General features: G+C 59.4%; 24 protein-coding genes and 1 tRNA gene. 10 read left to right on the forward strand and 15 right to left on the reverse strand.

The genetic code is table 11. The features are described 5' to 3' along the window. Window positions 1–70: 70 nt before the first annotated feature. The 4 genes from IEY28_RS12545 (at window position 71) to IEY28_RS12560 (ending at window position 3,000) form a co-directional block, all read left to right on the forward strand. Window positions 71–934, forward strand: coding sequence for a cytochrome c oxidase subunit 3 (locus tag IEY28_RS12545; protein ID WP_188998060.1), 864 nt, complete (start codon window positions 71–73; stop codon window positions 932–934). A 31-nt stretch (window positions 935–965) separates the two neighbouring features. Next, window positions 966–1,208 carry a DUF7385 family protein gene (locus IEY28_RS12550; RefSeq protein ID WP_166971167.1) on the forward strand — a complete coding sequence of 81 codons (243 nt, stop codon included), beginning with the start codon at window positions 966–968 and terminating at the stop codon, window positions 1,206–1,208. A gap of 64 nt (window positions 1,209–1,272) precedes the next feature. Next, a complete protein-coding gene (locus tag IEY28_RS12555; protein ID WP_188998065.1) occupies window positions 1,273–1,908 on the forward strand; it encodes a PGF-CTERM sorting domain-containing protein in 636 nt (211 codons plus the stop codon). A gap of 51 nt (window positions 1,909–1,959) precedes the next feature. Further along, window positions 1,960–3,000: an NAD(P)-dependent alcohol dehydrogenase gene (locus IEY28_RS12560; RefSeq protein WP_188998068.1), complete on the forward strand. Its 1,041-nt coding sequence runs from the start codon at window positions 1,960–1,962 to the stop codon at window positions 2,998–3,000. 12 nt (window positions 3,001–3,012) lie between these two features. Here IEY28_RS12560 and IEY28_RS12565 read toward each other — a convergent pair whose 3' ends face one another. Further along, window positions 3,013–3,312 (reverse strand): DUF7562 family protein, encoded by a 300-nt coding sequence (locus tag IEY28_RS12565; RefSeq protein WP_188998071.1) that lies wholly within the window; start codon window positions 3,310–3,312, stop codon window positions 3,013–3,015. A 241-nt stretch (window positions 3,313–3,553) separates the two neighbouring features. Between IEY28_RS12565 and IEY28_RS12570 the strand changes: the two genes are divergently transcribed. Beyond that, the gene (locus tag IEY28_RS12570) at window positions 3,554–4,441 is read left to right on the forward strand and encodes a DUF6920 family protein (protein ID WP_220639386.1); all 888 of its coding nucleotides are present in this window, start codon (window positions 3,554–3,556) and stop codon (window positions 4,439–4,441) included. 244 nt (window positions 4,442–4,685) lie between these two features. On the opposite strand, the gene IEY28_RS12575 is transcribed toward IEY28_RS12570, so the two are convergent. Continuing rightward, entirely contained in the window at window positions 4,686–5,096 is a 411-nt protein-coding gene (locus IEY28_RS12575) for a GNAT family N-acetyltransferase (RefSeq protein ID WP_188998074.1), read from the reverse strand. 458 nt (window positions 5,097–5,554) lie between these two features. Here IEY28_RS12575 and IEY28_RS12580 point away from each other — a divergent pair, with 458 nt between their 5' ends. Next, a complete protein-coding gene (locus IEY28_RS12580; RefSeq protein ID WP_188998077.1) occupies window positions 5,555–6,787 on the forward strand; it encodes a tyrosine-type recombinase/integrase in 1,233 nt (410 codons plus the stop codon). A gap of 42 nt (window positions 6,788–6,829) precedes the next feature. Here IEY28_RS12580 and IEY28_RS12585 read toward each other — a convergent pair whose 3' ends face one another. The 5 genes from IEY28_RS12585 to IEY28_RS21005 form a co-directional block, all read right to left on the reverse strand. Next, entirely contained in the window at window positions 6,830–9,952 is a 3,123-nt protein-coding gene (locus IEY28_RS12585; RefSeq protein WP_188998080.1) for an SIR2 family protein, read from the reverse strand. A gap of 71 nt (window positions 9,953–10,023) precedes the next feature. Then, a complete protein-coding gene (locus IEY28_RS12590) occupies window positions 10,024–10,251 on the reverse strand; it encodes a hypothetical protein (protein WP_188998083.1) in 228 nt (75 codons plus the stop codon). Window positions 10,252–10,550: 299 nt separating this feature from the next. Then, window positions 10,551–12,950: a phage/plasmid primase, P4 family gene (locus IEY28_RS12595; protein ID WP_188998089.1), complete on the reverse strand. Its 2,400-nt coding sequence runs from the start codon at window positions 12,948–12,950 to the stop codon at window positions 10,551–10,553. Beyond that, a complete protein-coding gene (locus IEY28_RS12600) occupies window positions 12,947–13,165 on the reverse strand; it encodes a hypothetical protein (protein ID WP_188998092.1) in 219 nt (72 codons plus the stop codon). The genes IEY28_RS12595 and IEY28_RS12600 overlap by 4 nt, the downstream gene beginning before the upstream one ends. Before the next feature lie 286 nt (window positions 13,166–13,451). After that, window positions 13,452–13,583 (reverse strand): AbrB/MazE/SpoVT family DNA-binding domain-containing protein, encoded by a 132-nt coding sequence (locus IEY28_RS21005; protein ID WP_188998095.1) that lies wholly within the window; start codon window positions 13,581–13,583, stop codon window positions 13,452–13,454. Between the two features lie 54 nt (window positions 13,584–13,637). Between IEY28_RS21005 and IEY28_RS12610 the strand changes: the two genes are divergently transcribed. Further along, on the forward strand, window positions 13,638–14,147 hold the full coding sequence (locus IEY28_RS12610) for a DUF8102 family protein (protein ID WP_188998098.1): 510 nt from the start codon (window positions 13,638–13,640) through the stop codon (window positions 14,145–14,147). A 35-nt stretch (window positions 14,148–14,182) separates the two neighbouring features. On the opposite strand, the gene IEY28_RS12615 is transcribed toward IEY28_RS12610, so the two are convergent. From IEY28_RS12615 to IEY28_RS12625, 3 genes are all read right to left on the reverse strand, one after another. Next, a tRNA-Thr gene (locus IEY28_RS12615) sits at window positions 14,183–14,256 on the reverse strand. Between the two features lie 121 nt (window positions 14,257–14,377). Further along, window positions 14,378–14,791, reverse strand: a complete 414-nt coding sequence (locus IEY28_RS12620) for a universal stress protein (protein WP_188998101.1) — start codon at window positions 14,789–14,791, stop codon at window positions 14,378–14,380. Window positions 14,792–14,903: 112 nt separating this feature from the next. After that, a complete protein-coding gene (locus tag IEY28_RS12625; protein ID WP_188998105.1) occupies window positions 14,904–15,884 on the reverse strand; it encodes a class I SAM-dependent methyltransferase in 981 nt (326 codons plus the stop codon). A gap of 75 nt (window positions 15,885–15,959) precedes the next feature. Between IEY28_RS12625 and dph5 the strand changes: the two genes are divergently transcribed. Continuing rightward, complete coding sequence (gene dph5, locus IEY28_RS12630) at window positions 15,960–16,733, forward strand: diphthine synthase (protein ID WP_188998108.1); 774 nt, start codon at window positions 15,960–15,962, stop codon at window positions 16,731–16,733. Here the strand turns inward: dph5 and artA are convergent. The 5 genes from artA to IEY28_RS12655 all read right to left on the reverse strand — a co-directional run bounded on the left by artA (window position 16,730) and on the right by IEY28_RS12655 (window position 23,519). Continuing rightward, window positions 16,730–17,731, reverse strand: a complete 1,002-nt coding sequence (gene artA, locus IEY28_RS12635) for an archaeosortase A (RefSeq protein WP_188998111.1) — start codon at window positions 17,729–17,731, stop codon at window positions 16,730–16,732. The two genes, dph5 and artA, sit on opposite strands and share 4 nt — an antisense overlap. 142 nt (window positions 17,732–17,873) lie before the next feature. After that, on the reverse strand, window positions 17,874–20,711 hold the full coding sequence (locus IEY28_RS12640) for a DUF7282 domain-containing protein (RefSeq protein ID WP_188998114.1): 2,838 nt from the start codon (window positions 20,709–20,711) through the stop codon (window positions 17,874–17,876). A 377-nt stretch (window positions 20,712–21,088) separates the two neighbouring features. Continuing rightward, complete coding sequence (locus IEY28_RS12645; protein WP_188998117.1) at window positions 21,089–21,841, reverse strand: VOC family protein; 753 nt, start codon at window positions 21,839–21,841, stop codon at window positions 21,089–21,091. 55 nt (window positions 21,842–21,896) lie between these two features. Beyond that, on the reverse strand, window positions 21,897–22,346 hold the full coding sequence (locus tag IEY28_RS12650) for a TIGR04206 family protein (RefSeq protein ID WP_188998120.1): 450 nt from the start codon (window positions 22,344–22,346) through the stop codon (window positions 21,897–21,899). Window positions 22,347–22,406: 60 nt separating this feature from the next. Continuing rightward, complete coding sequence (locus tag IEY28_RS12655; protein ID WP_166971204.1) at window positions 22,407–23,519, reverse strand: OBG GTPase family GTP-binding protein; 1,113 nt, start codon at window positions 23,517–23,519, stop codon at window positions 22,407–22,409. Between the two features lie 243 nt (window positions 23,520–23,762). On the opposite strand from IEY28_RS12655, the gene IEY28_RS12660 reads away from it, so the two are divergent. Together IEY28_RS12660 and IEY28_RS12665 are read left to right on the forward strand one after the other, a co-directional pair. Further along, the gene (locus IEY28_RS12660) at window positions 23,763–23,963 is read left to right on the forward strand and encodes a VNG_1110C family protein (protein WP_166971206.1); all 201 of its coding nucleotides are present in this window, start codon (window positions 23,763–23,765) and stop codon (window positions 23,961–23,963) included. Between the two features lie 149 nt (window positions 23,964–24,112). Continuing rightward, window positions 24,113–24,601: a 50S ribosomal protein L11 gene (locus tag IEY28_RS12665; protein ID WP_188998123.1), complete on the forward strand. Its 489-nt coding sequence runs from the start codon at window positions 24,113–24,115 to the stop codon at window positions 24,599–24,601. Window positions 24,602–24,646 lie beyond the last annotated feature (45 nt).

A 24,646-nucleotide genomic window follows, 5' to 3' on the forward strand; every position in this document is an offset into this window, starting at 1 on the left:
CCGACATCGGGCCGGCATGCGTGCGAGCGAATTGGATGGGCTTTTAGTAATCGCTTCGCAAGGGGTCGGTATGAGCACGACAGACGAGCACGCGGACGGCGGACACGGGGACCATCACCTCCCGGCCACGGAGGACTGGCCCCGCGGCTTCGGCGAGGCGAGTTGGTGGCCATTCGTGACCGCTATCGGCGGGTCGGGCATCTACGTCGGTGCGGCACTGCTCGTCCTCTCGCTGGGCGAGAACGCACTCGTGAGTACGACTATCGGGGCTGGGGCGACCGTCGCGAGCGTCGGCCTGTTCCTCGTCGGGATATACGGCTGGCTCTACCACGCCTTCGTCTCGGACTTCTGGGAACGTGGCACCGACCACCACTCCGGCCGAACGCTGAAGTTCGCGATGTTGCTGTTCCTCGGATCGGAAGTCGCGACGTTCGGCGCGGGCTTCATCTACTACTTCATCGTGCGTGGTACCGACGTGTGGGTCGGAGCCGACATCCCCCACGTCTGGGGGTCGCTCGTCATCGTCAACACCGTCATCCTGCTCATTAGCTCGGTGACGCTGCACTACAGCCACGTCGCACTGCTGAACGGGAACCGCGACAGGTTCATGAAACTGCTCGGCCTGACGCTCCTGCTGGGAATCGTCTTCATCGGCGGGCAGGTGTACGAGTACTACGAGTTCATCGTCCACGAGAACTTCACCATCGCACAGGGCATCTACGGTTCGGCGTTCTACGGCCTGACCGGCCTGCACGGCCTGCACGTCACGATGGGTGCGGTCCTGCTGGGCATCGTCTTCGTCCGGGCGTACTACGGGCAGTACTCCCCCGAACGCCACACCTCCGTCTCGACGGCGTCGATGTACTGGCACTTCGTCGACGTCGTCTGGGTGTTCCTCGTCGTCGTCCTCTACATGGGCGCGAACCTCGTCTAAGGCTTAATCGACTCCCCGCTCTGTGGTCTCTATGGACCGACTCGACGTCAGCGACGGCTTCGACGTCCACGACTACCGCCACGGCCTGAAACTGCTCAAACAGGACCGTGGCACGATGACCCTAGAGAACCGACAGGGGTTCGCGTGTCCGGCCTGTGGCGACGCGTTCGAACGCCTGTTCGTCAGCGAGAACCGCACGAATACGTTCGGGAACCCCGGCAGTCCGTTCTGCCTCGTCCGCACCGACGACCAGTTGCTCGTGTTGACTCACTGATTCGCGGTTCACGGCCGTACTCGCCAGCACGAACGTTTATTTCGCTCCTGTCCTACTCGACGGTATGCGAAAGCCCCACCCCGCGATCGCCGTCGTCGTCGTGCTCGCTCTCTCGGGTTGTGTGACCGCCACCGTCGACGCCAGCGTCGACGCCGACGGGACCGTCTCTGCCTACGAAGTGGAGTTAACGATGAGCGGCACCGTCTTCGACGCCCTCCAGCGAACCGCCGAGAACGAGGGCTACGACTCCGTCGAAGCGTACCTGACCGACGGCGTCAACGAGAGTCGGATGGAGAACGTGACCTACGAACAGACGCTCGACGGTGACAACGTCTCGGTTCGGCTGCAGTTCACCGACTGGACTCCCGGACCCGAGAGCGACGTGAACACGACCGTCCAGAACGGGACGCTCACCTACGAGGACCGCACCTTCGTCACCGTGCAGGAGAACGACGACGTGGCACTGGGCGACGGCGTGGCCGTCCGCTACGAACTGACGATGCCCGGCGATATCTACGAGTCCAACGCCGACGTCGTCGAGAACCGGACCGCAGTCTGGGAGTACGAGGCCAACGAACCCGTAGAGGAACCGATCCGTGCTCAGAGCAACGCCCCGAGTTCCGCTTTCGGCCCCGGGTTCGGCGTGACCGCCGCCGTCCTCGCACTCCTGTCGATGGCCGTCTTCGCCCGCCGGTCGTAGACGAGTCCCCGCGCCGAGTCTTTTTCAGCGGTTGTCACGTACTAGCACGGGATGCGCGCAGCACGACTCCACGAGTACACTGACGACATGGCGCACGGGCTCTCGATCGACGAGGTGGACGCCCCGCAGGTATCGAACAGTGACGACGTCGTGGTCGAAGTCGAAGGCGCTGGCTGGTGCCAGACGGACAACCACATCATCGAGGGGATGTGGACCGACTACGTCGAGCAGACCCTCCCGCTGACACTGGGCCACGAGAACGCAGGCACCGTCGTCGAGACGGGTGCGGAGGTGACTCTCGTCTCCGAGGGCGACCAGGTCATCTGTCACCCGGTCCAGACCTGTGGCACCTGCCGGCCCTGCCGACAGGGCGAGACGATGTACTGCGAGAACCAGTCGTTCAACGGCCTCACCGTCGACGGCGGCTTCGCCGACCAGTTACACACCAGCGAGCGCTCGGTCATCCCACTCCCCGACGGCGTCGACCCGGCGGCAATCGCACCCCACGCCGACGCCGGCATCACGGCCTACCACGCCGCAAAGAAGGCCGTTCGCGGTCTGAATCCGGGCGATGCGGCGGTCATCATCGGTATCGGCGGCCTCGGCCACATCGGACTCCAGTGCATCGCCGAGATGAGCGCCGCTGACATCGTCGCCGTAGACATCAAACAGGAGGCCCGTAACCTCGCGGTGGAGTTGGGCGCTCACTACACCATCGACCCGGAGAGCGAGGACGTCGCGAGCGAGATCGCGGACATCACCGACGGCGTCGGCGCCGCGCAGGTGCTAGACTTCGTCGGCGCCGACGAGACGACGGCACTGGCCCCGGACGTCTGTGCCGCCGGCGGCGACCACCACGTCATCGGTTACGGCGGCCACATCCACCAACCCGCACAGGCGCTCGTCAACGGCGAGTTCGCCTATCAGGGCAACATCGTCGGCCGGTACACCGAACTGCAGGAACTGGTCGCACTGGTCGAACGCGACGCCGTCGAACTCCACACCACCCAGTACGAACTGGCCGAGATAAACACCGTCGCCGAGAAACTGGAACACGGCGAAATCGAAGGGCGGGCGGTCATCACGCCCTGACCGGGCGCTCGGTCACCGCTCACGTTCCGGCGGTGTACCGTCACGCGCGAGCGCGCAGTACCGTCGGAGGAAGGTCGTCTGGTCCGTCGTTCCCGCGCCTGCCTCGATCAACCGCTCCTCCAGCCCCCGCCGAGGACTGTGACAGCACTCGCGGTAGCACGGTTTGCAGAGGAACTCGAAGGACTTCTCCTCGCGGTTCCAGCGGTCGCCGTGCTTGTCGTACTCGCGAGCGTCGTCACGCGATACCGACTCGCCACAGGAGAGGCAGGTCACTTCGCCGCCGTCGCGGTGCCACGCGTTGCGGTCGGACACGGTTCAAGCACCCCCACGAGACACGTGGTCGTCGGGCGTCTCGGGTCGTCGGAGAGAGAGTCGTGACATCGGTTGCTCGGTCCGTCGTTCGACCCCGCTACGAGTCTGTCTACTGCGCCACCTGTGAGGGACGTTTATGTAGGAACTATCAGGCGCTCACGGCCGTCCGTGGCGCTGTCGTGCTATGACACACCCCGGGTACGTATTTGGCGTCGGCGAGAGAACCGTCGTCCGAGAGACGATGTCTGCCCATCAAACCACGACGGAGCGCGGCCGGTGGCCGACCCGTCGAACCGTCCTGTTCGGGTTGGCGACCGCCGCCGTCGGCACTGTCCTCGTCGGGAAGCGTCGAGTCTCGGCACGGACCGCCCGATCGATCGACGCCCTGCGTGCCGCGTCCAGCGGCGGGCCCACACGCGCCGTCACCGAGGCCGACTTCGCCGACCTTCCAGCCCCGGCCCGCCGGTACTTCGAGACGGTTCTCGAACCCGGAACGCCCTACGTCCGGACGGCGAGGCTCACCCAGCGTGGCGTGTTCCGCCTCGGCGACGCTGACTCGTCGTGGCACCCCCTCGAAGCGACCCAACACTACACCGTCGATCCGCCGGGATTCGTCTGGGACGCGTCGATACGGCTGGGGTCGGTCCTGCCGGTCAGCGTCATCGATAGCTACGTCGACGGCACTGGCTCGCTGGCCGCCCACCTCCTCTGGACGGTCCCAGTCGCCGACGCCGACCCGTCGCCGGAACTCGACGCCGGTGAACTCCAACGTTATCTCGCCGAAGCCGTCTGGTTTCCGACGGCTCTCCTCCCCGAGAGCGGCGTCGAGTGGACAGCCATCGACGACAGTACCGCACGGGCGACCCTCACCGACGGCGACGTCTCGGTGTCGCTCTCCTTCCACTTCGACGACGACAATCTGGTCGACCGCGTCGTCGCCGACGAGCGATACCGCGCCGTCGACGACGGGTTCGAGACGGCACGCTGGACCGGCTACTTCGAGGACTACGCCGAGCGCGGGGGGATGCTCGTGCCGACCCGCGGCGAGGTGGCGTGGACCCTCCCCGACGGTGACCTACCGTACTGGCGGGGAGAGATTACGGCGTTCGAGTACGAGACAGCGAAGTAGGACGTCCGCCTAGCTGTCACTGCTCGCGAGTTGGTCGTCGCAGGAAGCAAGCCGGTGGCGCGGATTTGCTCCCTCGACGCTTCGTCGGGCGATTACGCACACATCCCCCGTCGTCGCGTGCCGTACCGCAGGACCCTAATCCCCGACACGAAGGCGTAAACATAGCAGAGATATGTAATTCGTACTGTCTGAACGAGCCCGAAAAGTTCGCGTATTAGTATTCCACATACAGAGGGCATACGCATCAGAGTGGTTTCTCGATGACGTATCCCCACCTTTTGTAGTTTCGGTTCGTGTAGTATCGGTGAACGTCTTCTTTCGCCAGTGGCGATGCCAGCGCAATATATTCACATCCCTTGTCGGTAGCCCATTGTTCTACGAACTCTACAAGCGAAGTTCCGTATCCCTCTGTTCTCTGAGGCTCGTCTACAACAAGGTCATAGAGCCATGCGTGGCGAGCATGGTGGAGGACGTGTTTAACGAGAACGCCAGCCACGCCGACTAACTCGCCATCGACAAATCCACCAAACAAATGGTAGTCATCGTCTGCTGTCCACTCCAATATATCAGTAGGGTCAACATCACTCCACAATTGACGGAGAATCGGGACGGCCTCACGTCGCTCTGCTTCGTCCGTTAACTCTCGAATCTCCATGTTTTCGGATAGCACTGATGAGTGCAAAAAAGCACTTGAGATATGGTATCAGCACGGTCGGATACGCAAAGACACCGAGCAGGCGATACGCGGCCTGATACCAACCCGATGCGATTCAATACGGCCAACAGCGGGAAGTGGCGGATACAGTGCCATTTGAGAATGGTTAGCACTGAAACGAGCCGATAAAAACGTCCGTGTAGTGGGGGCTAACCGCTTCATTCCGCGACCCAATACTTACGAAAGCGGGTCTGCCCATTTGGGCTATTCCGAAGGAAAGAGCCGGTGGCGCGGATTGTGAACTACGCCCGAGAACCTGCGCTTCGCGCAGAACCCCGGTCTCGTTCAAATCCCTGTTTGGCTTCCGCTCCTCACGTTCGTTCGTCGCAGAAAGCCGGTGGAGAGCTTACGGAACAAGGGTTACAAACAGTTATGCTAGTGTGGCACGTATCTGATTCATGCCTACCGAGAACTACGAGAAGCGTCTAAACGAGACGTCGGAGAATATACAGCAGTCTGACGTCATCTGCCCCCGGAATAAGGAACTAATCCACGAGTACGAACGCGACAAAGTTCTGGACGGTCTGAGCAAAGCCACGCTCCTGAAGAACGTCACCCGCATGAAGGTCATCGCCGAGCATCTGGAGAGCCAGCAGCTCGATGAGATGGACAAGGCCGACGTGAAGGACCTCGTTGCGTGGGTCCACAGCGAGTATGATAGTGACGAGACCATCGACACGTACAAGAACGTCATCCGGAGTTTCTGGAAGTGGCACGACCCCGACGAAGACGGCGACGCGCCCGAAACCGTCGCCTGGATCAAACTTAACAACTCCACCGGGAGCGACAAACTCCCGAAGGACTTGCTGACGAAGGACGACGTCGAAGCGCAGGTGGAGGCCGCGAAGAACCCACGCGACAGAGCACTCATCTGGCTCCTCTACGAGACAGGCGCTAGAATCGGCGAACTCATCGATCTGACTGTGGGCGACATCGAGGACCGCAAGCACGGAAAGAAGATCGTCATCGAGGGGAAGACCGGCGCTCGCCGTCTCCCGCTCGTAGAATCCGTTCCCCACATTAACAAGTGGCTGAGTGACCACCCGAACCCGACGAAGGACGCGCCGCTGTGGTGTAAGATCCAGCAGGGCAGTCCGGACGACCAACTCGGCTACCGATACATCCGGGACAAGATACTCCGGAAGACGATGAAAGGGGCCGGCATAGACAAACCGTCGAACCCGCACCACTACCGCCACTCCCGCGCGTCGTACTTGGCGAACCACCTGAAAGAGGCGCAGCTATGTGCATGGTTCGGGTGGGTACAGGGGTCGGACGTCCCCGCGCGGTACGTCCACCTCTCCGGGCGCGACATCGACAACGCCTACGACGAGATGCACGGGCTGTACGTGCCCGAAGAGGAGGGTGACGAACCACAGGTCCGGGAGTGTGGACGCTGTCAGGAACTCAATGAACCCGAAGCGGCGTTCTGTATGCGTTGTGGCTACGCCCTGAGGGGCGAATCGGCCGCCAATTTCGAGGCCGAGGTAGAGGCAGATGTGAAACAGGACTATGCTGACACGGACCCTGAGGACGCGACGACAAAGGGGAAGCTTGACACCATTGACGACCTGCTTGACGACCCAGACGTGAAGACGGCCCTGTTAGAGCGTATGGGTGCTGCTGAGTGAATGTGAGATATTAGGCGCAACTTGCCCACATTTGACAATAGATTATATGATTTGAATATCTCGTGCCTTCGGACCCCTTGGTGTGAATCCCAAAGTAAATTCAACGTTTCTACCAGACCGAATTCCGCCAGCACTGTCTTCTAGTGATGGATCAAAGTAAATATCATCGTCCCACCCCTCCAAACCGTGTGAATAAATCCATCCTTCAGTGTCAGTGAGTGGATTTCCTATTTTTCCCGTGAACGTCTTTTTTTGCCCATCATCCTTCCAGAATACATCGACAGTATCATGTAGGTTCCAAGGTGCGCTTGAATGTGAAGTTTCAAAGTGGCTATACGCCTTCTGATAGTTTCCATCAATCAAATATGCGATTGCTTTATGATATGCTGATTCCCAAGAATCCTCGAAATCATCTCTAAGATCTAGATCTTTTGCTAGTTCAGCGACAAGATCGTAGAAGGGATCATCTTGTTGCATCAACAGTTTAATTCTGAAGGCAATAGCCTCAGGCGGATATTCTTCTGCTGACATTGCGCGGGTCAGTTGTCGAAGTGCAGCAGCGGGATCACTATTTTCATATAAATCTAACCTTGCTAGTGTATAATATCCAGAACCATCGTTATCTTGTTCGACAAGTTTTTCAGCTAATTCTTCTGCTTGTTCCCGTTCAATACGATCATACAATTCAACCCTCGTCTGTTCAAGTGTTCTTATGTCTTCGGCCTCACCATCCATTTCCATAGCTCTTTCAATTAAATTGATAGCCTCATTTAGCAGAGAATTCCTCTCTTTTTCTTCTCGGCCTTCAGCCATAGACATTAGTATATTAGACTGGAGATCATATGTATGCAAGTTCAGAACTGATCTCCGGGCATCTTCTAAGTATGCAAATATTTCCATTATATCCTCACTGTACCGATCCGCGTTTTCCAACTCGTCTCTATTAATTTTCCATTTTATGCGAGCTAGAGATGTCAATACGTTCTCTTTCCTTTCAGTTAGAACATATTCCTCTGGTGGTTCCGCTATGGCTTCTTCCATTGTAGAGATGACTTTAGAGGAGTCCTCACCCATCTCCTGCATCAATATTGCTTTGTGATGTAGTAGAGGCCTTGCGGGCTGGCGACTAGTAACAATATCCATAGATTCTTTTAGATAGTCTTTTGTGATAGGAAGGAACTCCGTGGCTTCTCTATTAACACCCTTACTAATCATCAGCCTGCCCACAAACTCACCTTCTATACCAGATTGGAGATCGACAGACTCAGCAATATCTAAGAGATATTCGCCCATCTCTTTTTCGCCAATCTTTTTACAAATATGCTTAGCGACTATAGGATGATATATTGCTAGTAATTGGTTTGTTCGAGCGTCACGAGATATCTTAATAAACTCATTTGCTTCATTTTCAGCGATATTTATTATTTCCGGAAAGCTGTAGAATTCTCCAGATTGGTGTGTCATAGCCCTTCTACACACTGCTATAGGCATTTCTAAATCCACAGAAGTAGCTAAAGCGCTAAATTTTACAATTCGCTTCGCTTCATCAGTTAGTCCCTCATACTCCTGCTCTATTATATCCTGTATAGAACGGCGAGCAGGATCTATGGCTCGGTACATAACAGGTAAAAATTCAGGATCGTCATTCAGTATACTCTGGACTTCTTGTTCAGATATTGCAGGTAATCGATGTTTTCGAACCGTATCTACAACATATGTTTTAAATTCCTGACGGATGGGTCGAGGGATTTCGTCTTGAATTTCAATATTATCGCATTTTTTCTCCTCTTCCATATCGCTGGGGAATGAATATCCTTGTGGAGATTCCATAAGTAGTTGTAGATGAAAATCAGAGCGGCTTTTAAGACGGTTGAAATTCATGAGCTGATTTGTCTCTAAGCCGGATGTAGAAAAGAACACACAAAACTCAGGTGCAGGAATGCCTAATTCCTCACATCGATCGGTTATAAACTCCAGAAATTGGTCCAGTTCTCCATGTGAAGGAATAGGATCTATTTTATGACTCGGAATCCGGATTGCTATTCCACCTTCATCTCTTATTAATGCCTCAATGGTAGAGTTTATCAGAAAGGTTCTACCGGAACCAGGTGATCCTGAAACAGATACTATGTCCGGCTCTTGGTTTCTGAGTTTAGAAATAATCTCGGACTCTTCTGATCGGGTGAAATGCCAGTCCTCAGTAAATGGTCTAAAGGTGGTTATCTCGCCTTTGAAGAAATTCTGGGCATCTCCTTCCCGTTGAAGTTCATCTAGCAAGATTGGATCATATGATTCAACAAAGTCGCCAATATCGTCAAGAGACAGCTCTAACATTTGACTCCCAAAAGGAATATTTTTCATTCTATGATCTGACGTATCTCGTTGGGATACCCTCTTCACAAGCTCTTCAGTGAAGTCTTCTATATCTGCAATGATGGGCACCACGTTTAGACTATTCAGATAATATTCTTGTTCTTCATCAAGTGGGGAACGAAATAGTGCATAATAAGTTCGTTCTAATTCCCCTGCCTCGTTTATTATCTTTTCTAATATTTCTGTGAAAATTCTGTCCCGGAAAGAATAGCCAACGAACAAGAATGATAAGTTTGCAGCATGATTACCTAACTCCCGAAAAATATGAGATCTTTTATCCTGAGCTGTAGATTTCTCTCCAGATGTAAGAACCATGGAGCCGGAATCTCCGTAGTTCTTTTCTATACTGCCCATAAGTTTAACACAGTATAGGTCAGAAGGATCCCCCGATAAAATGAATTCTCGTCCTTCATGAACCGTTCGTACACTTCTGTGATATTTGCTTAGGGCATCCTCTAAAGCAGTGTCAAAATTTGTAGTAAAAGTAGAAAACCAGGGAAGGCTAGCAAGGGGTTCGACGTCTTCGCCTAGTTCAATACCGGATAATTCGCGTTGGACAAATTGGTGTAACTCAGTTCCACCAACTTCTCGTTTCAAATCTGAAAATATCTGAAAGTTTTCGTCCAGTGGGCTATTATAATCAAACTCGGATTTCGCCTTTTCAGTTAATTCATCCCAACTTGGTCCACCAGCATTAATTGAGAGTCCCGCTCCAGCAAACAGAGCACAATTTGAACTAGCAATTCTACCTGCTAATTCATTTAATTCTTGATCATAATCTTCTATCGCCATAGGGCCCGTAGAGTATGATGGGTAATAAAATCCTGAGCTTGAATTGTATTATCAAGAGAGGTAAGCTATTCTCAAGTCGATTGGTCATCGTAATCTTTGAACCGCTCGTGATACGGCGGGATCTCTTCTTCTATTTCTGCGATGCCGCACAAAATGACCGTCGACCATTCCACGCCACGGTCTTGTCGAATCTTATTGATGCGCTCAAACACATCCGGTTCGAAACGGGCTTTCACCACTCGTCGGGTATCACGGTGAAAGTCGTCATCTCCCGACGTTGACCCCGAGTCCGTGCTCATGTTATAGATATTGCTCTCCTACACCATGAACCTCACCTGCTGGTACCCAATTGGTTTCTTTCGCGATAGGACAGCGCGCACGCGCGAGGCACAGCGAAACATCTTTGCGAAAATCAACGCCATTGCGCCATGTTAACACAGTAACGAACCGTGTCGTATGTAATCGCCACTCAAAGAATCCCTCCATCAGTAGGTGGCGAAATATATACAGAAAGAAAAAGACGTGAGACAGGGTCTAAAAGAGTGTTAACTCACCACACACATTTAGAGAATAGACTACTTCGCCGGAGACAAGCCGCTTAGTAGTCTTGGAGGCCGTCGCCTCGCCGACGATGTGGCTTGTCACCAGTGTCGGTACCGCCCTCTGAGAACCTCAATCCAGTGAAGACGTCCATTCCGTCGTGGCTCATGGTCTCCACGTGGGGTACCATTTTCCAGTAGGTCGTCATCCTCTGCTGAGGTCGGATATCGTATCCGTTCCTTGCGGCCCATTGCTTATATGCCAGGTAGGCACTCTTGCGTTCGACCGTATCGGTGCTATCGCCGGTAATCTCGCACTGTTCGAACATGAACCGGAGTGGGGCTGAACGCCACGAAAGCCACTTCAGCCGCGTGTCCATGAGGCTCCGGTCGCGCGAGAAGCCCCCTTGTTCGTGTAGCCGGTCACGGCCGTCGAGTGCCCAGTTCAGTATACCGGGTAGGTCGTTCCGCTGAAGCCGTTCTTTGAGGTCGAGATCGCGCTCTTCACGCGGGATAGTGTCGGGGAATTCTACGATGAGAACCCGTCGGTAGATGGATTCGTCCTCCCCGACGACGCGTGGAAGCCAGTTCGCGCTGAAGAGATGCTTCGCGGCCGGCGATCCGAATGTCGGATCTTGGTACTTCCGCTCCATCTTCACCCGCTCCCCGGCAAAGAGGGTCTTGAGCGTCCCGCTGTCCTCTATTTTTGTCGCGTTGATGTCGTTCCGCGCGTTCAGGGCGGCCTCGGCAAGCGCGCTCCGGTCGAACTGGGTATCGGCGAGCTGCTGCGGCGTTAGGTTCGTGACACTCGGCATCTCCTCACCGAACAGCGCGGCGACGGTGTCGACGAACGTGCTCTTACCCGAGGCGGTCGGCCCGACAGCGAACAGGTTCTTGGCCCGCTTGTGGTGCCATACCTCCAGATAGTAGCCGACGAACTCCTGAACCGTTTCACGTGCCCCGTCCGTGGCGACGGTACTGCAGAGCGTCTCGTCCCACTCCTCTGCGGTGGCCTCCGGGTTGTACTCGCAGTCCAGGCCGGCGGTGAAGTAGTAGTCGGGGGTGAAGGGCTCTACCTCGCGAGTGTCGAGGTCGAGGACGCCGTTCTTGACGACAACCTTTCCCTCAGGCGGGGTGAACTCGTTCTGGTCGAGGTAGCACCGATCCCGCACGCGCTCGATGATGTTGTTCATCCGGTTGTTGTTCACGCACCCGGGGATAGCATCGCGGAGCCGTTCGCGGATGTACGACTCTCCTTTCCGCCGATAGTAGCCCTCTTCGGGGTCGTAGCGGTAGAACTCTCCAGTCTCTCGCACACAGACAAGCGATTCATCCGCCAGCACAGAGTCGGCAGCCACGTTATATGCTGATGTGGTGGATCCATTCGTGCTATCGCGGAACTGATCGCGCACCAAGTCCCACTGGCTTCCGGCCAAGGGGTCTTGTTCGTTACCGAGTGAGCGAGTGCCGAGAGCGCCGTCTTCCTTGCGCACTGACTCACCCGAGCGCGTCCACGTCCCGCCGTTCGTCTTCCCGTAGTCGATCTCACCCCGTTCTGCGACCTTTGACTCTGGGAGTTCGCTGTGAAACCACTGTTCGGCCGCTGCCTTCGAGACACCGTATCGGTGGAACTCCTTGCAGATGGCCCAGTCATGTTCCGAACGGTCCCCATCACGCGGATACTTCTCAGACACCCCGGTTTCTGTGACGACCGCAGCCGGGTCGGGGTGGTCGCTATCTTCTGTCGGTGAATCATCGTCACCTGCAGTCGCCCGCTCTACATCCTCACCGTCTTTGCTGACGTCCAAGGCCACTTGTTCGTTTTCGGCTGTCGATATCGTGGTCGGACGGTCGGGGTCAGCTCGGAGGACGTCTGCGAGGTCGTCGGCGGTGATCGTGGCGATGGGGCGGTCAACGGCTATCTCGTAACAGCCCCCATCATCCGTGGCGCACTCGTCGCACCAGTCCTTCTGACAGTCGGCGAGTTGCGACCCAGGTCCGACGACATACTGATTCTGAACGCGAATCTCTCCCCATGACGGGGCGGGGTTCGTAGCCCCGCCCCACACGGCTTCACACGCTTCAGACGCCGTCTCGAACTCGTCGCCGGACTCAACACAGTAGAAGCGGTGGCCGCCAGTTTCACCGTCGGTGTGAGGCGTCTCGACCGTCAGCGTCTCGGGAAGGTCGTCCACCACGGCGAGCACGTTGCTGTCACCCTCGCCATCGTAGATATCTATGTCGACGTCCACGAGACGGCGGCCGGCGTAGATGCCATAGTTCCCGTTGACACGGTCCGGCTCGAACTGCGTGTGGTCGGTAGATTTTTTCTCGCCGTCGTGAACCTCGATGAACCGTTCGGTGTCAAGACCAGCCTCGCGGAGGTGGTCGGCAACGCGCTCGGCGCATTTCCTGGGGTCACACCTCTCCGATCCAGAAGTGTCCTTGTCGGTACTCATTGCGTGTCACCTCCAGGGAGTTCGACAGTCTCGTACTCACCGTCGATAATACGGAGGAGCAACTCCGCCCATCCGCGAGTTATCGGGTCCGTCGCTGCGATGATTTCGAGGATATCGCGGTGCTGTTCGGCGTGGTCGAAATCGGTGAACTCGATGTTCTCGAAGCCGTCGAAGTTCTCAAATTCGCCCATCTCACGCTTGTTGATAGTGGTCATAGAAACGCGGAACCGCCGTCAAGGGGGGAAATGTACAAGCTGACGGGGTGCGAATAGATTGATGACACGCGCCCCAGCGTGTCGAGTACCCAATCGCCCCCGTCGACGGACTTCCCACGTCCCCGTCGACGACGTTCCAATTCCGCTTAGTGACCACCCCCATTCTCGTCGGCCAACGCAAGCAGTTCCCGTGCGTACTGCGCGCACCGAAGGTCACTCTCTGCGAGCGTTTCGAGTTCGTCACGGTGACTGCGAACTTTGTCGACGACGGAGTTCTGGGTGGTGCTCACGTATCGCCACCCCAGGGTTCGACCTCGACAACGACATAGTCGCCCTGCTCTATTTCGAGTTCGTTACGTACAGCGGCCGGAATCGTCACCCGACCATCAGCGATCACACGCGTTGGTGCTTGTCGCATACCGCCAAGTAGAATCAGTAGAATATTTAGTGACGCGCCGTCACAGTATATCGTATGGCCGACGACAAACCAGCATCGATACTCACCAAGAGTCAGCGGAACTACATACAAGGTAAGAGCGAACCCTCAAATCCTCGCGAATATGATCGGCGTATCCGTGGCCGGATAGAATACGGCTTTCACGATTTGATGCTCCTGTTTGAGTATCTTGAGCAAGACGAACTCCGAAAGGTATTCGGGAGTAATTATGCCCGGCAGATTGAGCCCCACGAAGAAGTGCAAGAAGAGACCCACGAGTATGCCACGGCTGGATACGTCCCCCACGCGCTCGCTTTCATCATGCGCGGCTTGAACTACGACGACGAACCCCTCTATCCGAAGGTAGAGGAGACAGGCGAGGAACAACCGGCGTTCGAGGAGTTCATCGACGCGGTGGAATACGGCGTGCGTCAGTACCTCGAAGGAAAGAAACGCTACTCCGCTAACGTGGACGTGAGCATCGAGTTGACTGACGTCAGTCTAAACGAGAAGTTCTTCGAGGATGAGACCACAGAAAACGAGTAGAACGGCGTAGAACGGCTCTGAACCCTTATTCCGGAAGCCGGTGGAGGGATTTGAACCCTCGGCCTAATCCTTACGAAGGATTCGCTCTGCCAGTCTGAGCTACACCGGCGCGGGCACACACTGCCAGACGCACGTGACGACAACTCGTCTCGGTGTGCCTGTCTGCACACGTTACTTGCAGCGATAACCGCAATAAGGATTGCGAATCGGGGGCGTCGAGAGACGCGTTCTCACGCCTCGCGGGCGCCGACGATAGTGACGGGAACGTCCGACTCCAGCAACACTTGCTGGGCGACGCTCCCGAACACCACCTTCCCCGTCGGCGAGCGTTTTCGCGACCCCATCGCGATGTGGTCGACGTCGAACTCCGCGGCCAGTTCGAGGATGCCGTCGGCCGGCGGCAGACTGCCCTCCGCCAGTTCGACGGCGATGTCGCGCTCTTCGAGGTAGTCACGGACCAACCGGACGGTCTCGATGCGGTCGACGGACTGCAGTTCGTCGGGCGCGTCGATCTCCTCCGGCGTCAGCGCGTGGGTCACTATCGCTTCGATGTTCTCCGCGGCAGTCGGCAGTTCCGCCACGAAGGCGGCCTGTCCGCGGGCACGGTCCGAGTCGGCGTCGACGGGTACGAGTATCCGGTACATGGATGCCTTCGAGGGGGAGTCGAGCGACTTCCCCGTGGGAGCGACGTTCGACCCCCACCCAGTAAACGTTGTCTCGACGCCGGTGGAGGACGGCCCCAAAGGACCGACCGTGTCAGCGCCGGAGTCGCACGTCCAACACGACGTTTTGCTCGCCCGGCGCGTACGACCGCACGGTCCGGCGCGTCTCGACGGACACCTCGTACTCGGGTTCGGCCGCGGCGCGTATCGCTCGCTCCCCGGGACCGTACAGGTCCTCGTCTGGCTGGATGTCGTAGTAGTGGACGACGCAGTCATCGCCGGCCAGTCGGACCGCGGTGTCCAGAAACTCGTCTGCGCTGTGTGGGAGGTTCATCACGACGCGGTCGGCCCACCCCTCGTAGTCGGCGGCTACGTCCCTGACGTCGCCACAGATGCCCGTCACGCGGTCGGCGACGCCGTTGCGCTCGGCGTTCCGCCGGAGGTACTCGATGGCCGTCTCGTTGATGTCCGTGCCGACGCAGGTCGCGCCGCGCTTCGCGAACGGGACGACGAACGGGCCGACGCCCGCGAACATGTCGAACGCCTGTTCACCCTCGCTGATCTGTTCGACGACGCGGTGGCGTTCGGTCGCGAGACGCGGCGAGAAGTACACTTCAGCGAGGTCCAGTTCGAAGGCACACCCGTACTCGCGGTGGACGACTTCGGTGGTGTCGCCGGCCAGCACCTCCCAGTCTCGGACCCGCTGTTCGCCCTTTATCTTCGAGGCGCGGTTCAACACGCCTTCGACCGGGAGGTCGGACTCCACGAGGGCGGCCGCTATCTCGCGGGCCCGCGCCGGGTCGTCCTCGTCGACGATGACGATGTCCCCGATGCGCTCGTAACTCGGGTCGAACCCGAGGATGTCCGCCGGCATGGTCTGGCCCTCGCGGACCGGGGCGTCGAACTCGACGACGGAGAGGTCCTCGGGCACGGCCGTCGGGTCGGTGACCGGGACGTACAGCGACCCGTCTTCGACCGTGATGTCGTAGCCGTCCTCGACGAGGCCCGCCTCGGCCAACCGCTGGCGAGTCGCCTCGCCGTCCTCGCGCGCGACGCGAACGCAGGGAACGCCCATACCACCTCTCCCCGACCGGCGGCGGTAAGCCTGACGCTTCGCGCCCTTTATCCCCAGCGACGACCGACGCAGGGTATGCTCACCTTCGTCGGCCTCGGCCTCTACGACGAACGCTCGGTCACCATCGCCGGACGAGACGCGATACGGGACGCAGACCGCGTCTTCGCGGAGTTCTACACCAGTCGGCTGATCGGGACCGACCTCGAATCGCTAGAAGCCTACCACGACACGACCATCGAGGTCCGTGACCGGGCCGGCGTCGAACAGGACCCCGCCCCGGTACTGGACGCCGCGGAGACGGACGACGTCGTCTTCCTGACTGCCGGTGACACCATGGTCTCGACGACCCACACCGACCTCCGTCTGCGCGCCGAGGAGCGCGGCATCGAGACCCGCGTCGTCCACGGCACCACCGCACAGACCGCCGCCGCGTCGCTGACCGGCCTGCAGAACTACCGGTTCGGGAAGGCGACGACGCTCCCGTTCGAACGGGCACACGGCGGCGACGGCGTCCCCGACAGCGTCGTCCAGACCATCGAGGACAACCGCTCTCGGAACCTCCACACGCTGGTGTATCTGGACATCAAGGTCGACGACCCCCACTGGGACGACAGCGACGATACGTACATGACCGCCGACCACGCCGCGGGACTGCTCGCCGAGTCGTTTCCGGAGACGCTCGGCGTCGTCGTCGCCCGCGCCGGTAGCCCCGACCCGACTATCGTCGCCGACACCCTCGACGAACTCGCCACCCGATCCTTCGGGGACCCGCTTCACCTGCTGGTGATTCCCGCCGACCGCCACCTGATAGAGGAAGACGCCCTGACGGCGATCGCCGACGCGCCCTAGTCGTCGCCGGGCGTCGCGGCCGCCTCCGTCTCCTCGCCCTCGATGTCGAACGCGCTCTGGAGGTCGTACTCCGTCCCCGTCACGAGAAACAGTAAGTCTTCGACGAGGATGGTTATCTCCGGCAACTCACGGACCAACAACCACGTGATGCCGACCAGCACGACGACCGACCCCGTCTGTGCGAGGATACGGTCCGCGACGTAGTACGACACCATCCGCGGGTCCGAGAGACCGAACAGGGACATGACGACCCCTTCGAACCACTGCATCCGCTGTTGCCCGAAGGAGATGGCGATGAAGACGTTCCGGAACAGGTTCAACACGTAGATGACCGACACCGTCATCGCGAGCGTGCGGAGTTTCCGCCGTAACGGCGCCGACACGGCGAGGATACCGCCGGCGAAGATGGAGATACTCCCCATCCCCGTACACGCGAGGAGGATGTTGTACGTGATCGGCCCCTCCTCGTGTTCGAACCAGAACGTGCTCTCGTAGGGGTACTGCTTCGTGGCGATGCGGATGCCGTCGTGCGTAAAGCCCTCGACGACGAGGGGGTCGACGCCGACCAGCGACAGCAGGAACGCCGTCTGGTCGGTGACCAGTTCCACGATCCACTGGCGAAGGGGGTCGATGGTGATAAACGGCACGTAGACGATGCCCATCAGCCCGATCGCTCGCGTCAGGACGAACAGCGAGTCCCGGCCGTTCCAGAGGAGATAGCCCGCATACAGCGACAACGGCACCGCCGCGAGGCCACCGACCCCCTCGATGGCGCTCTTCTGTGTCAGGATGAAGTGTGGCGCCAGAACTAACCAGAAGGCGGCGAACAGTCCCCAGCCCGTGACGGCGACTCGGCGTGCCCACGCCTCCGCGAACTGGTGGAGTACTGCGCTGCCGAGAAACGCCGCGAGTACCAGCCACATCAGCGGCTCCGACCACACCAGCGGGTCGAAAGAGAGCCCACCGAACGAGACGGTAGACTGAAGCAGCGGACGCATTGTGCCTACGTTGGCTAATCCGGCCTATATGCTTTGTCGTTACGCCAGTGTGTGCGGGCCGCGTGCACTCGCGTCGACGGCGCTGCCGCTACCGACGTAGCGCGCGAAAGAAAGGGCGGAATCTCAGAGACGGGAAATCCCGTTAGTTGTCGCGGCGGACCGCGAGGAGCGCAGCAGCGACGAGGGCGACGAGGGCGATGACCGCGGTGAAGCCGGGGCCACTGTCACCAGTGGTCGTCCCCTCCGTGGTCGTAGCCATCGTCGTGGCCTCTTCGGTGGTCGACTCCGTGGTCGGCTCTTCGGTGGTCGACTCCGTGGTCGGCTCTTCGGTGGTCGTCTGCTCGCCGGTGACGATAGTCACGGCAGCAGAGTCGGTCACGGCGGAGCCGTTGGACGTGTACGGATCGTCGTTCTCCGGGAAGTCGTAGGTCTGGTCACCATCGTCGTCGAGGTGCGGCATCGCGACCGCGGTGAAGTCCTCGGACTGCGTGGTGTTCAGCGTGACCTCGACGTCCTCGTGGCTGCCAGCTTCGAGGTAGCTGGAGGCACCGATGACGTCGCCGGAGGCCGTACCGTTGTGGATGGCGATGAAGCCGCCCTCGGACAGCGTGGCGCTGTCGACGACGACCGTCTCACCGTTGGACTCCTGATCACTGATGCTCACGGACGAGGACGGAGCGGCACCGATCGTGCCGTCGATCTCGTCGTCCGAGATGCTGGTTTCGGCAGTGAAGTTCGTGTCCGGGCTGTTGTCGCTGAAGTCGGCGACAGCCGTGAAGCTACCGTCCGACTGGACGATGGCGGTCGGCTGTTTCAGGAACGGGCTGTTCTCGGTGGTGCTGCGGATCTGGACGGTGACTTCCGAACCGGGCGCGATGTTGGTCGTGCCGTCGATCTCCTGACCAGATGCAGCCTGAACCGTGATGTCCTCGTCGCCGTTGAGCGTCGAGTCAGGCTCTTCGAAGGTGAACGAGTCGTTCACTTCGACCGTGTCTTCCGAGAGTTCCGTGGTGTCACGAACCGTGAAGTTCGCAACGTACTCGTCGTTGTCCTCGACGGCGCTGAGCGTACCGGTGCCAGCGTTGACCGAGTCCGTGTCGATGGCGACGAAGTGCGTGTCGTTGGCCTCGTCGTAGAGGACAGCGATCTCGTTGGTGTTGAAGTCAGCGACGTTGAAGTTGACACCGTCGCTGTTGGCGCCGGGGTTGGTCTCGTTCAGCGAGAGCTGGAAGAGCGCGTCGGAGACCTGGTTCCGGGAGCTGGTGTTGTTGTTGAAGTCGTTACTGACAGCCTGGTAGCCGGCAGCGTCGTCGCCAGCGGCTTCGTAGGCACCTTCCAGACCGGACGCTTCGACCTGCACGACGAGCGTGTCGTCGAAGGCGACCGTGTCGGTCTGGGTCAGGTTGTTGTTGCCGGCGAGGTTGTAGATCGCGCTGGCGTTGTCGTCGTCAGCGGCGTCGCTGATGTCGCTGAACTCGCTGTCAGGAGCGGTCCAGACCTGCACGTTGTCGGTCGAACGTTCCTGCAGCGAGAGGGAGGCGACGTCGTCACTGTCGTCGACGACGTCGGTGCTCTTGAGAGCGCTCGCGCCGGTTTCTGCCGTGACGTTCATGTCGTAGGACGCGGCGTCGAGCAGGTTGTTGCCGGCGGGCGTGTTGAAGGTAGCCGCGTTACCGTCGCGGTTGATCTCTGCGGGCGAGCTGACGATTTCGACGTCGTCGTCGTCATCTGCGACGTCGATGTAGCTCTGACCGCTCGCAGCGGTGAAGGTGTTGAACAGCACGGTAACTTCGCCGTCACCGTTGCCGTCCTCGACCTCCACAGTCGTCTGGTAACCGTCGTTGGAACGGTCACCGATGGTCAGCGTACCATCGTCCGTGTTCTGGAGCTGGATCGGGATGCGCGCGATGTCACCCTTGTCCTCCGTCACGACGGAGCTACCGAAGCTTGCCTGTGCGTCGCCGGTCTGGGCGACGGTGAACTGGTCGGTCGAGGCCGTGATGCCGGTCTCGACGTCGGTCACGTTGACCGTGTAGTTACCTGCATCGACGTCGTCGTTCGTGTTGAACGTGATGGTGATCTCACCATCGGAGTCGATCTGCAGGTTCTGGCTGTAGGTGTCGGCGTCAACGTTGCCGTTGGAGTCGATGAGTTCGGCGTCGACCGGACGGTTGATAGCGCTGGATTCGACCGTCACTTCGATGTCTTCGTCTTCACCGAAGGAGTTCTGGTCGGCGGTGGCCGTAAAGCCGAGGTCCTCGATGGTGAGCGAGCTGTTGGTGTTGCCCGCAGGTGCGCTGTCCGTCTTGACGTTGTAGTCACCGATTTCGAGGTTCTCGGTGTTGAGGACGTAGATGAAGGACTCGGAACCAGTACCACGCTGGCGGCTGACACTGTGGTCCTCGCTGGGTTCGGAGACGACGTCGAACGTCTGGCCTGCGTCAGCCTGGACGACGACGGGGGCGCCACGGAAGGCTTCCTCGTCGTCACCGTCGGGGGACGTCCCACGCTCGGTGTCCGTCACGTCGATGGTGGTCGGCGCGTAGACGGCGTCGAAGTCCTCTTCGGCGTCGATGGTGTCCGAGGACGACGCGTCCGTAACACCGCTACTGAAGCTCACGTTCTGGATGCGGTTGTACGTCGTACCGCCAGTGTCGATGACGAGCTGGCTCCCGGAGTGGTAGTAGTTACCACTGAGCGAGAGCGTCTGGGTGTTACCGTTGGTGAGGCCGAGGGTGATCGTCTCACCGCTCGGGTCGTTGATGCTGTTCTCGAACTGTACCTCTAGAACGGGATCGCCTTCGCTAACGCCAGAGACCTGGCCAGCGGCGGCGTTCCCGGCGGTATAGTGGACCGCCTGGTCCACGCTAGGCTCTGCTGCTGCAGCGCTACCGGCGAACGCGGTGCTCATCGCGAACACCGAGAACACCATCAGCGCTGTCAGGAACAGGCTGCGGATTTTTTCGTTAGTTTCTGTCATAGTTTGTTGGTTGCTATCGGGCGGCGTCAGCCGTTTTCCACGTGGTCGGTGCGCGGCGACCGCGGCCACGCGTAGACCGAACCGGTGTACTCACTTCTGGCGCCATGGGTAGGGGTACGCTGTAAACCTATGCCGGATGTTATAAATGCTTTGTGGTCAGAGAAGCGGCATGAGAACGAGAGACACGCCCGAAATCAGTCGACACAGACGATATAGAGAACATATAAGCACTTTGTGGTTCGTTTCAGAACTGTGTCATGCGGGTGTCTGACACTCGGCGCGTCTCGACGTCGCCAGCACCACGACGGGCCGTCTCGGAGCCCCGAGCACGCCGGCCTCACGGGACGTCGCCAGCCCCCTCGGAACGCCGGGGCCTGTCAGTTCGTGACGATTTCGACTTCGTGGCCGTCCGCGTCTTTCGTGAACGCGTAGCGGTCGTCACAGCTCTCGGGGTCGCGGTAGTCCTCGGCACCGCGCACTAGCAGATCGTCCCACGTCTCGTGGAGGTCGTCGGTCCGGACGGCGACGTGGCCCCACGCGTCGCCCATCTCGTAGGAGCGACCATCGTAGTTGTACGTCAGTTCGACCGACATCGCCTCGTCGGCGGCGCCTTCGGGCTTGAGGAAGTACAACGCGAAGTCGTCGAACTCCGCCCGTCGGAACATCTCGTAGCCGAGTTTCCGGGTGTACCAGCCGATCGCGGCGTCGGCGTCCTCGACTCGGAGCATGGTGTGGTCGAGGCTCCACCTCGCCCCGTGGTCGCGCTCGACGATTTCGATCTCGTGGCCGTCGGGGTCCGTGACGAAAGCGTAGGACCCGCCACAGGAGTCCGGGTCGCGGTAGTCCTCGACGCCGGCGTCCATCAGTTCCTCGTAGGCGTCGTAGACGTCGTCGACGCGGACGGCGACGTGACCCCACGCATCACCCATCGTGTACGTGCGTCCGTCGTGGTTATATGTCAGTTCCAGCAGCGCCCCCTCATCGTGGACGTCTTCGGGGCCGAGGAAGACGTTCGTGAACGTGTCCGCCTCCCAGCGTCCCTTCTCCTCGTAGTCGAGGTAGTCCCGGTACCAGTCCAGCGATGTCTCGAGATCTTCGACACGCATCATCGTGTGGTCGAGTGTCAGCATAGTCGGACCGTGGGCCGGGCGAGCGAAAAGGGTACCGCACGCGGCGGTGCCGCTCTCACTCCGCCGGGGACGAGACTGATGGCGGCCGGACCAGCGGCCAGTAGTACCACCACGCGAGTCCGAGCAAGACGACGGTCCCGACCGGGAGCGCGACGTAGCCGATACGCCTGTTGAACCCCATTGCGACGCCGATTTGGGAGAGTCCCGCACCGACTAGCGCGAGCGCGGTGATGCGGTGGTCTTCTCGCCAGACGACGCCCGAGAGTGCGCTCCCCAGCGCGAGTAGGTACAGCAACACGCCGGTCCCCCACGACTCGATGAACTGCGGGAGGCCGTCGGTGAACCGGAAGAAGAAGTCGTATATCGAGACCATCTGCGGCGGGTTCGCGTTGAACAGTCCAAACGTGAACACCATCGTCAGTTCGCCGCCGATGACGAGGACCGTCCACGGGACGAGACCGGCGACGACGACGGCAACGAGACGACGGCGAGGGCCAGCGACCATACCGGTCGACAGGGCTGTGACTGTTTAGTCTGTTCGCACACGCACGCGGCGATCGAACAATTACTTTCTGGCGACGATTCGGAGGACGTCCTCGTCGGCCAGTTCGTGGTCACGACCGACCTGCTGTTCGTCGTGTTTCGCGCTCGGCCCGGAGACGCGGGCAAAGCGGAACCGCTCGTCGAAGCTACCGCCGAGTTTCCGGCAGGCGTCGTCGACGGTGTCGCCTTCGCGGAGCATGAGCGGTTCCTCGTAGTCGACACCCCGGCCGGGTTTGTCCATGTAGATACGGATGAGACCCAGTTCGTCCCAGATTCGCTCGGTCAGACCGTCGAGCCCCTTCTCTTTTTCCGCGCTGATGAAGATCGCCTCGTCGGGGTCGATGTCCCGCTCTTCGAGTTCGGCTTCGACCGTCGGCAGGTAGTCCGGTTCGATGAGGTCGGCCTTGTTCACCGCGACGATGGAGGGGACGTACTCGCGGTTGTCCATCACGCCGTCGATGAGTCTGTCGAGGTCGACCTGTTCGCCGATAGTGACGTCGGCGTTGACGTAGCCGTGTTCGCGGAGGACGCTCTTGACCGTCTCCTCGTCGAGGTCGAGGTCCACGGAACTGTTGACCGAGAGGCCGTCCTTGGCCTTCTTGCGGATGTTGACGCGTGGGGGCTCGGTGTCGAGGCGGATCTTGTTCTTGTACAGTTCCTCGCGCAGGCGGTCGTACTGGTCGATCTCGAAGACGGAGACGAGGAAGACGATGAGGTCGGCAGTCCGGACGACCGACAGCACCTCTTTCCCGCCGCCCCGACCGCCCGCCGCCCCCTCGATGAGGCCGGGGACGTCGAGAATCTGGATGTTCGCCCCTTTGTGCTTGAGCATTCCGGGGTACACGTCGAGCGTCGTGAACTCGTAGGCGCCCGTCTCGGACTCGGCGTTCGTCAGCGCGTTCAACAGCGTCGACTTCCCGACGCTCGGGAAGCCAACGAGCGCGACGGTGGCATCGCCATGTTTCTCGACGCCGTATCCGCCGCCGCCACCCGACCCGGACTGTTGCTGTTCGAGTTTCTCCTTTTTTTCCGCGAGTTTCGACTTCAGCCGGCCGATGTGGGCCTCTGTCGACTTGTTGTAGGGCGTGTCCGCTATTTCGTCTTCGAGTTCCTGTATCTCCTCTTCGAGCCCCATCAGTTGTACGTCGGCCCCTCGTCCCGAATAAGGTTTTCTTCCCTCTCCGACGAGGACCCGGTTCGCATAGCGTGGGTCGATGGGGAGGTATCTCGCGTGGCCTCGGGGCGGACGTACCGTCAGTATCGTTGACGAGAAAGCACCCAGCACCTCGTCGGTCGAGTATTCGGTCGAATATGTGTGCGGAGCGACGGCTCTACGATTCCGACACACCTATACGACGGCCGCTATCAAATTTCGATAATGGCAGGTGCTGATCGATTCCGCGACAGCACGCAGATTCTCTTACCGGCGGGTGCACTCGACGGTATTCGGGACGAACTCGAAACGCGATTCATGGTCACGGTCCGAAAGGAAGGACCGACGGTCCGTATCATCGGCTCGCCCGTCGAGATCAAGGACGCCGGCGATTTCCTCGCGATGAACGGCGTGACCTTCGCCTGATATCGAACCGGCACAGTCGGCGAAGGCGGCGACCGTCTCACTCGACACCGCTCGCGACCGCTGGCTGGCGCACACGAAACCGTGTGTGGGGCTCACGCGGTGATGGGTGAAACGCAATCCTTTAAACTGCCGGGACGGATTGACCGTACATGGCTGGAACTATCGAAGTGCTCGTCCCCGGCGGACAGGCCAACCCTGGCCCGCCCCTCGGTCCGGAACTCGGACCGACGCCCGTGGACGTGCAGGCAGTCGTGCAGGAGATCAACGACCGGACAGAGGCGTTCGACGGCACGGAAGTCCCCGTCACCATCGAGTACGAGGACGACGGCTCCTTTACCATCGACGTCGGTGTCCCGCCGACGGCCGAACTCGTCAAGGACGAGGCCGGCTTCGACACCGGTAGCGGCGAGCCCCACGAGGAGTTCGTCGCCGACCTCACCGTCGACCAGATCATGCAGATAGCCGAGCAAAAGCAGTCCGACCTGCTCGCCTACGACCTGAAAAACGCCGCGAAGGAAGTCGTCGGTACCTGCACCTCGCTGGGCGTCACCATCGAGGGCAACGACCCCCGCGAGTTCAAAGAGCGCATCGACGAGGGCGAGTACGACGACGAGTTCGCGGACGCCGCCGCGGCCTAAACGCGGGCAGAAACAACCCGGATTTTGCGGTCTCTTTCGTGTCCC

Origin of the sequence: Haloarcula pellucida (assembly GCF_014647235.1) — an archaeon.
In the GTDB taxonomy this organism is placed as follows: Archaea; Halobacteriota; Halobacteria; order Halobacteriales; family Haloarculaceae; genus Haloarcula; species Haloarcula pellucida.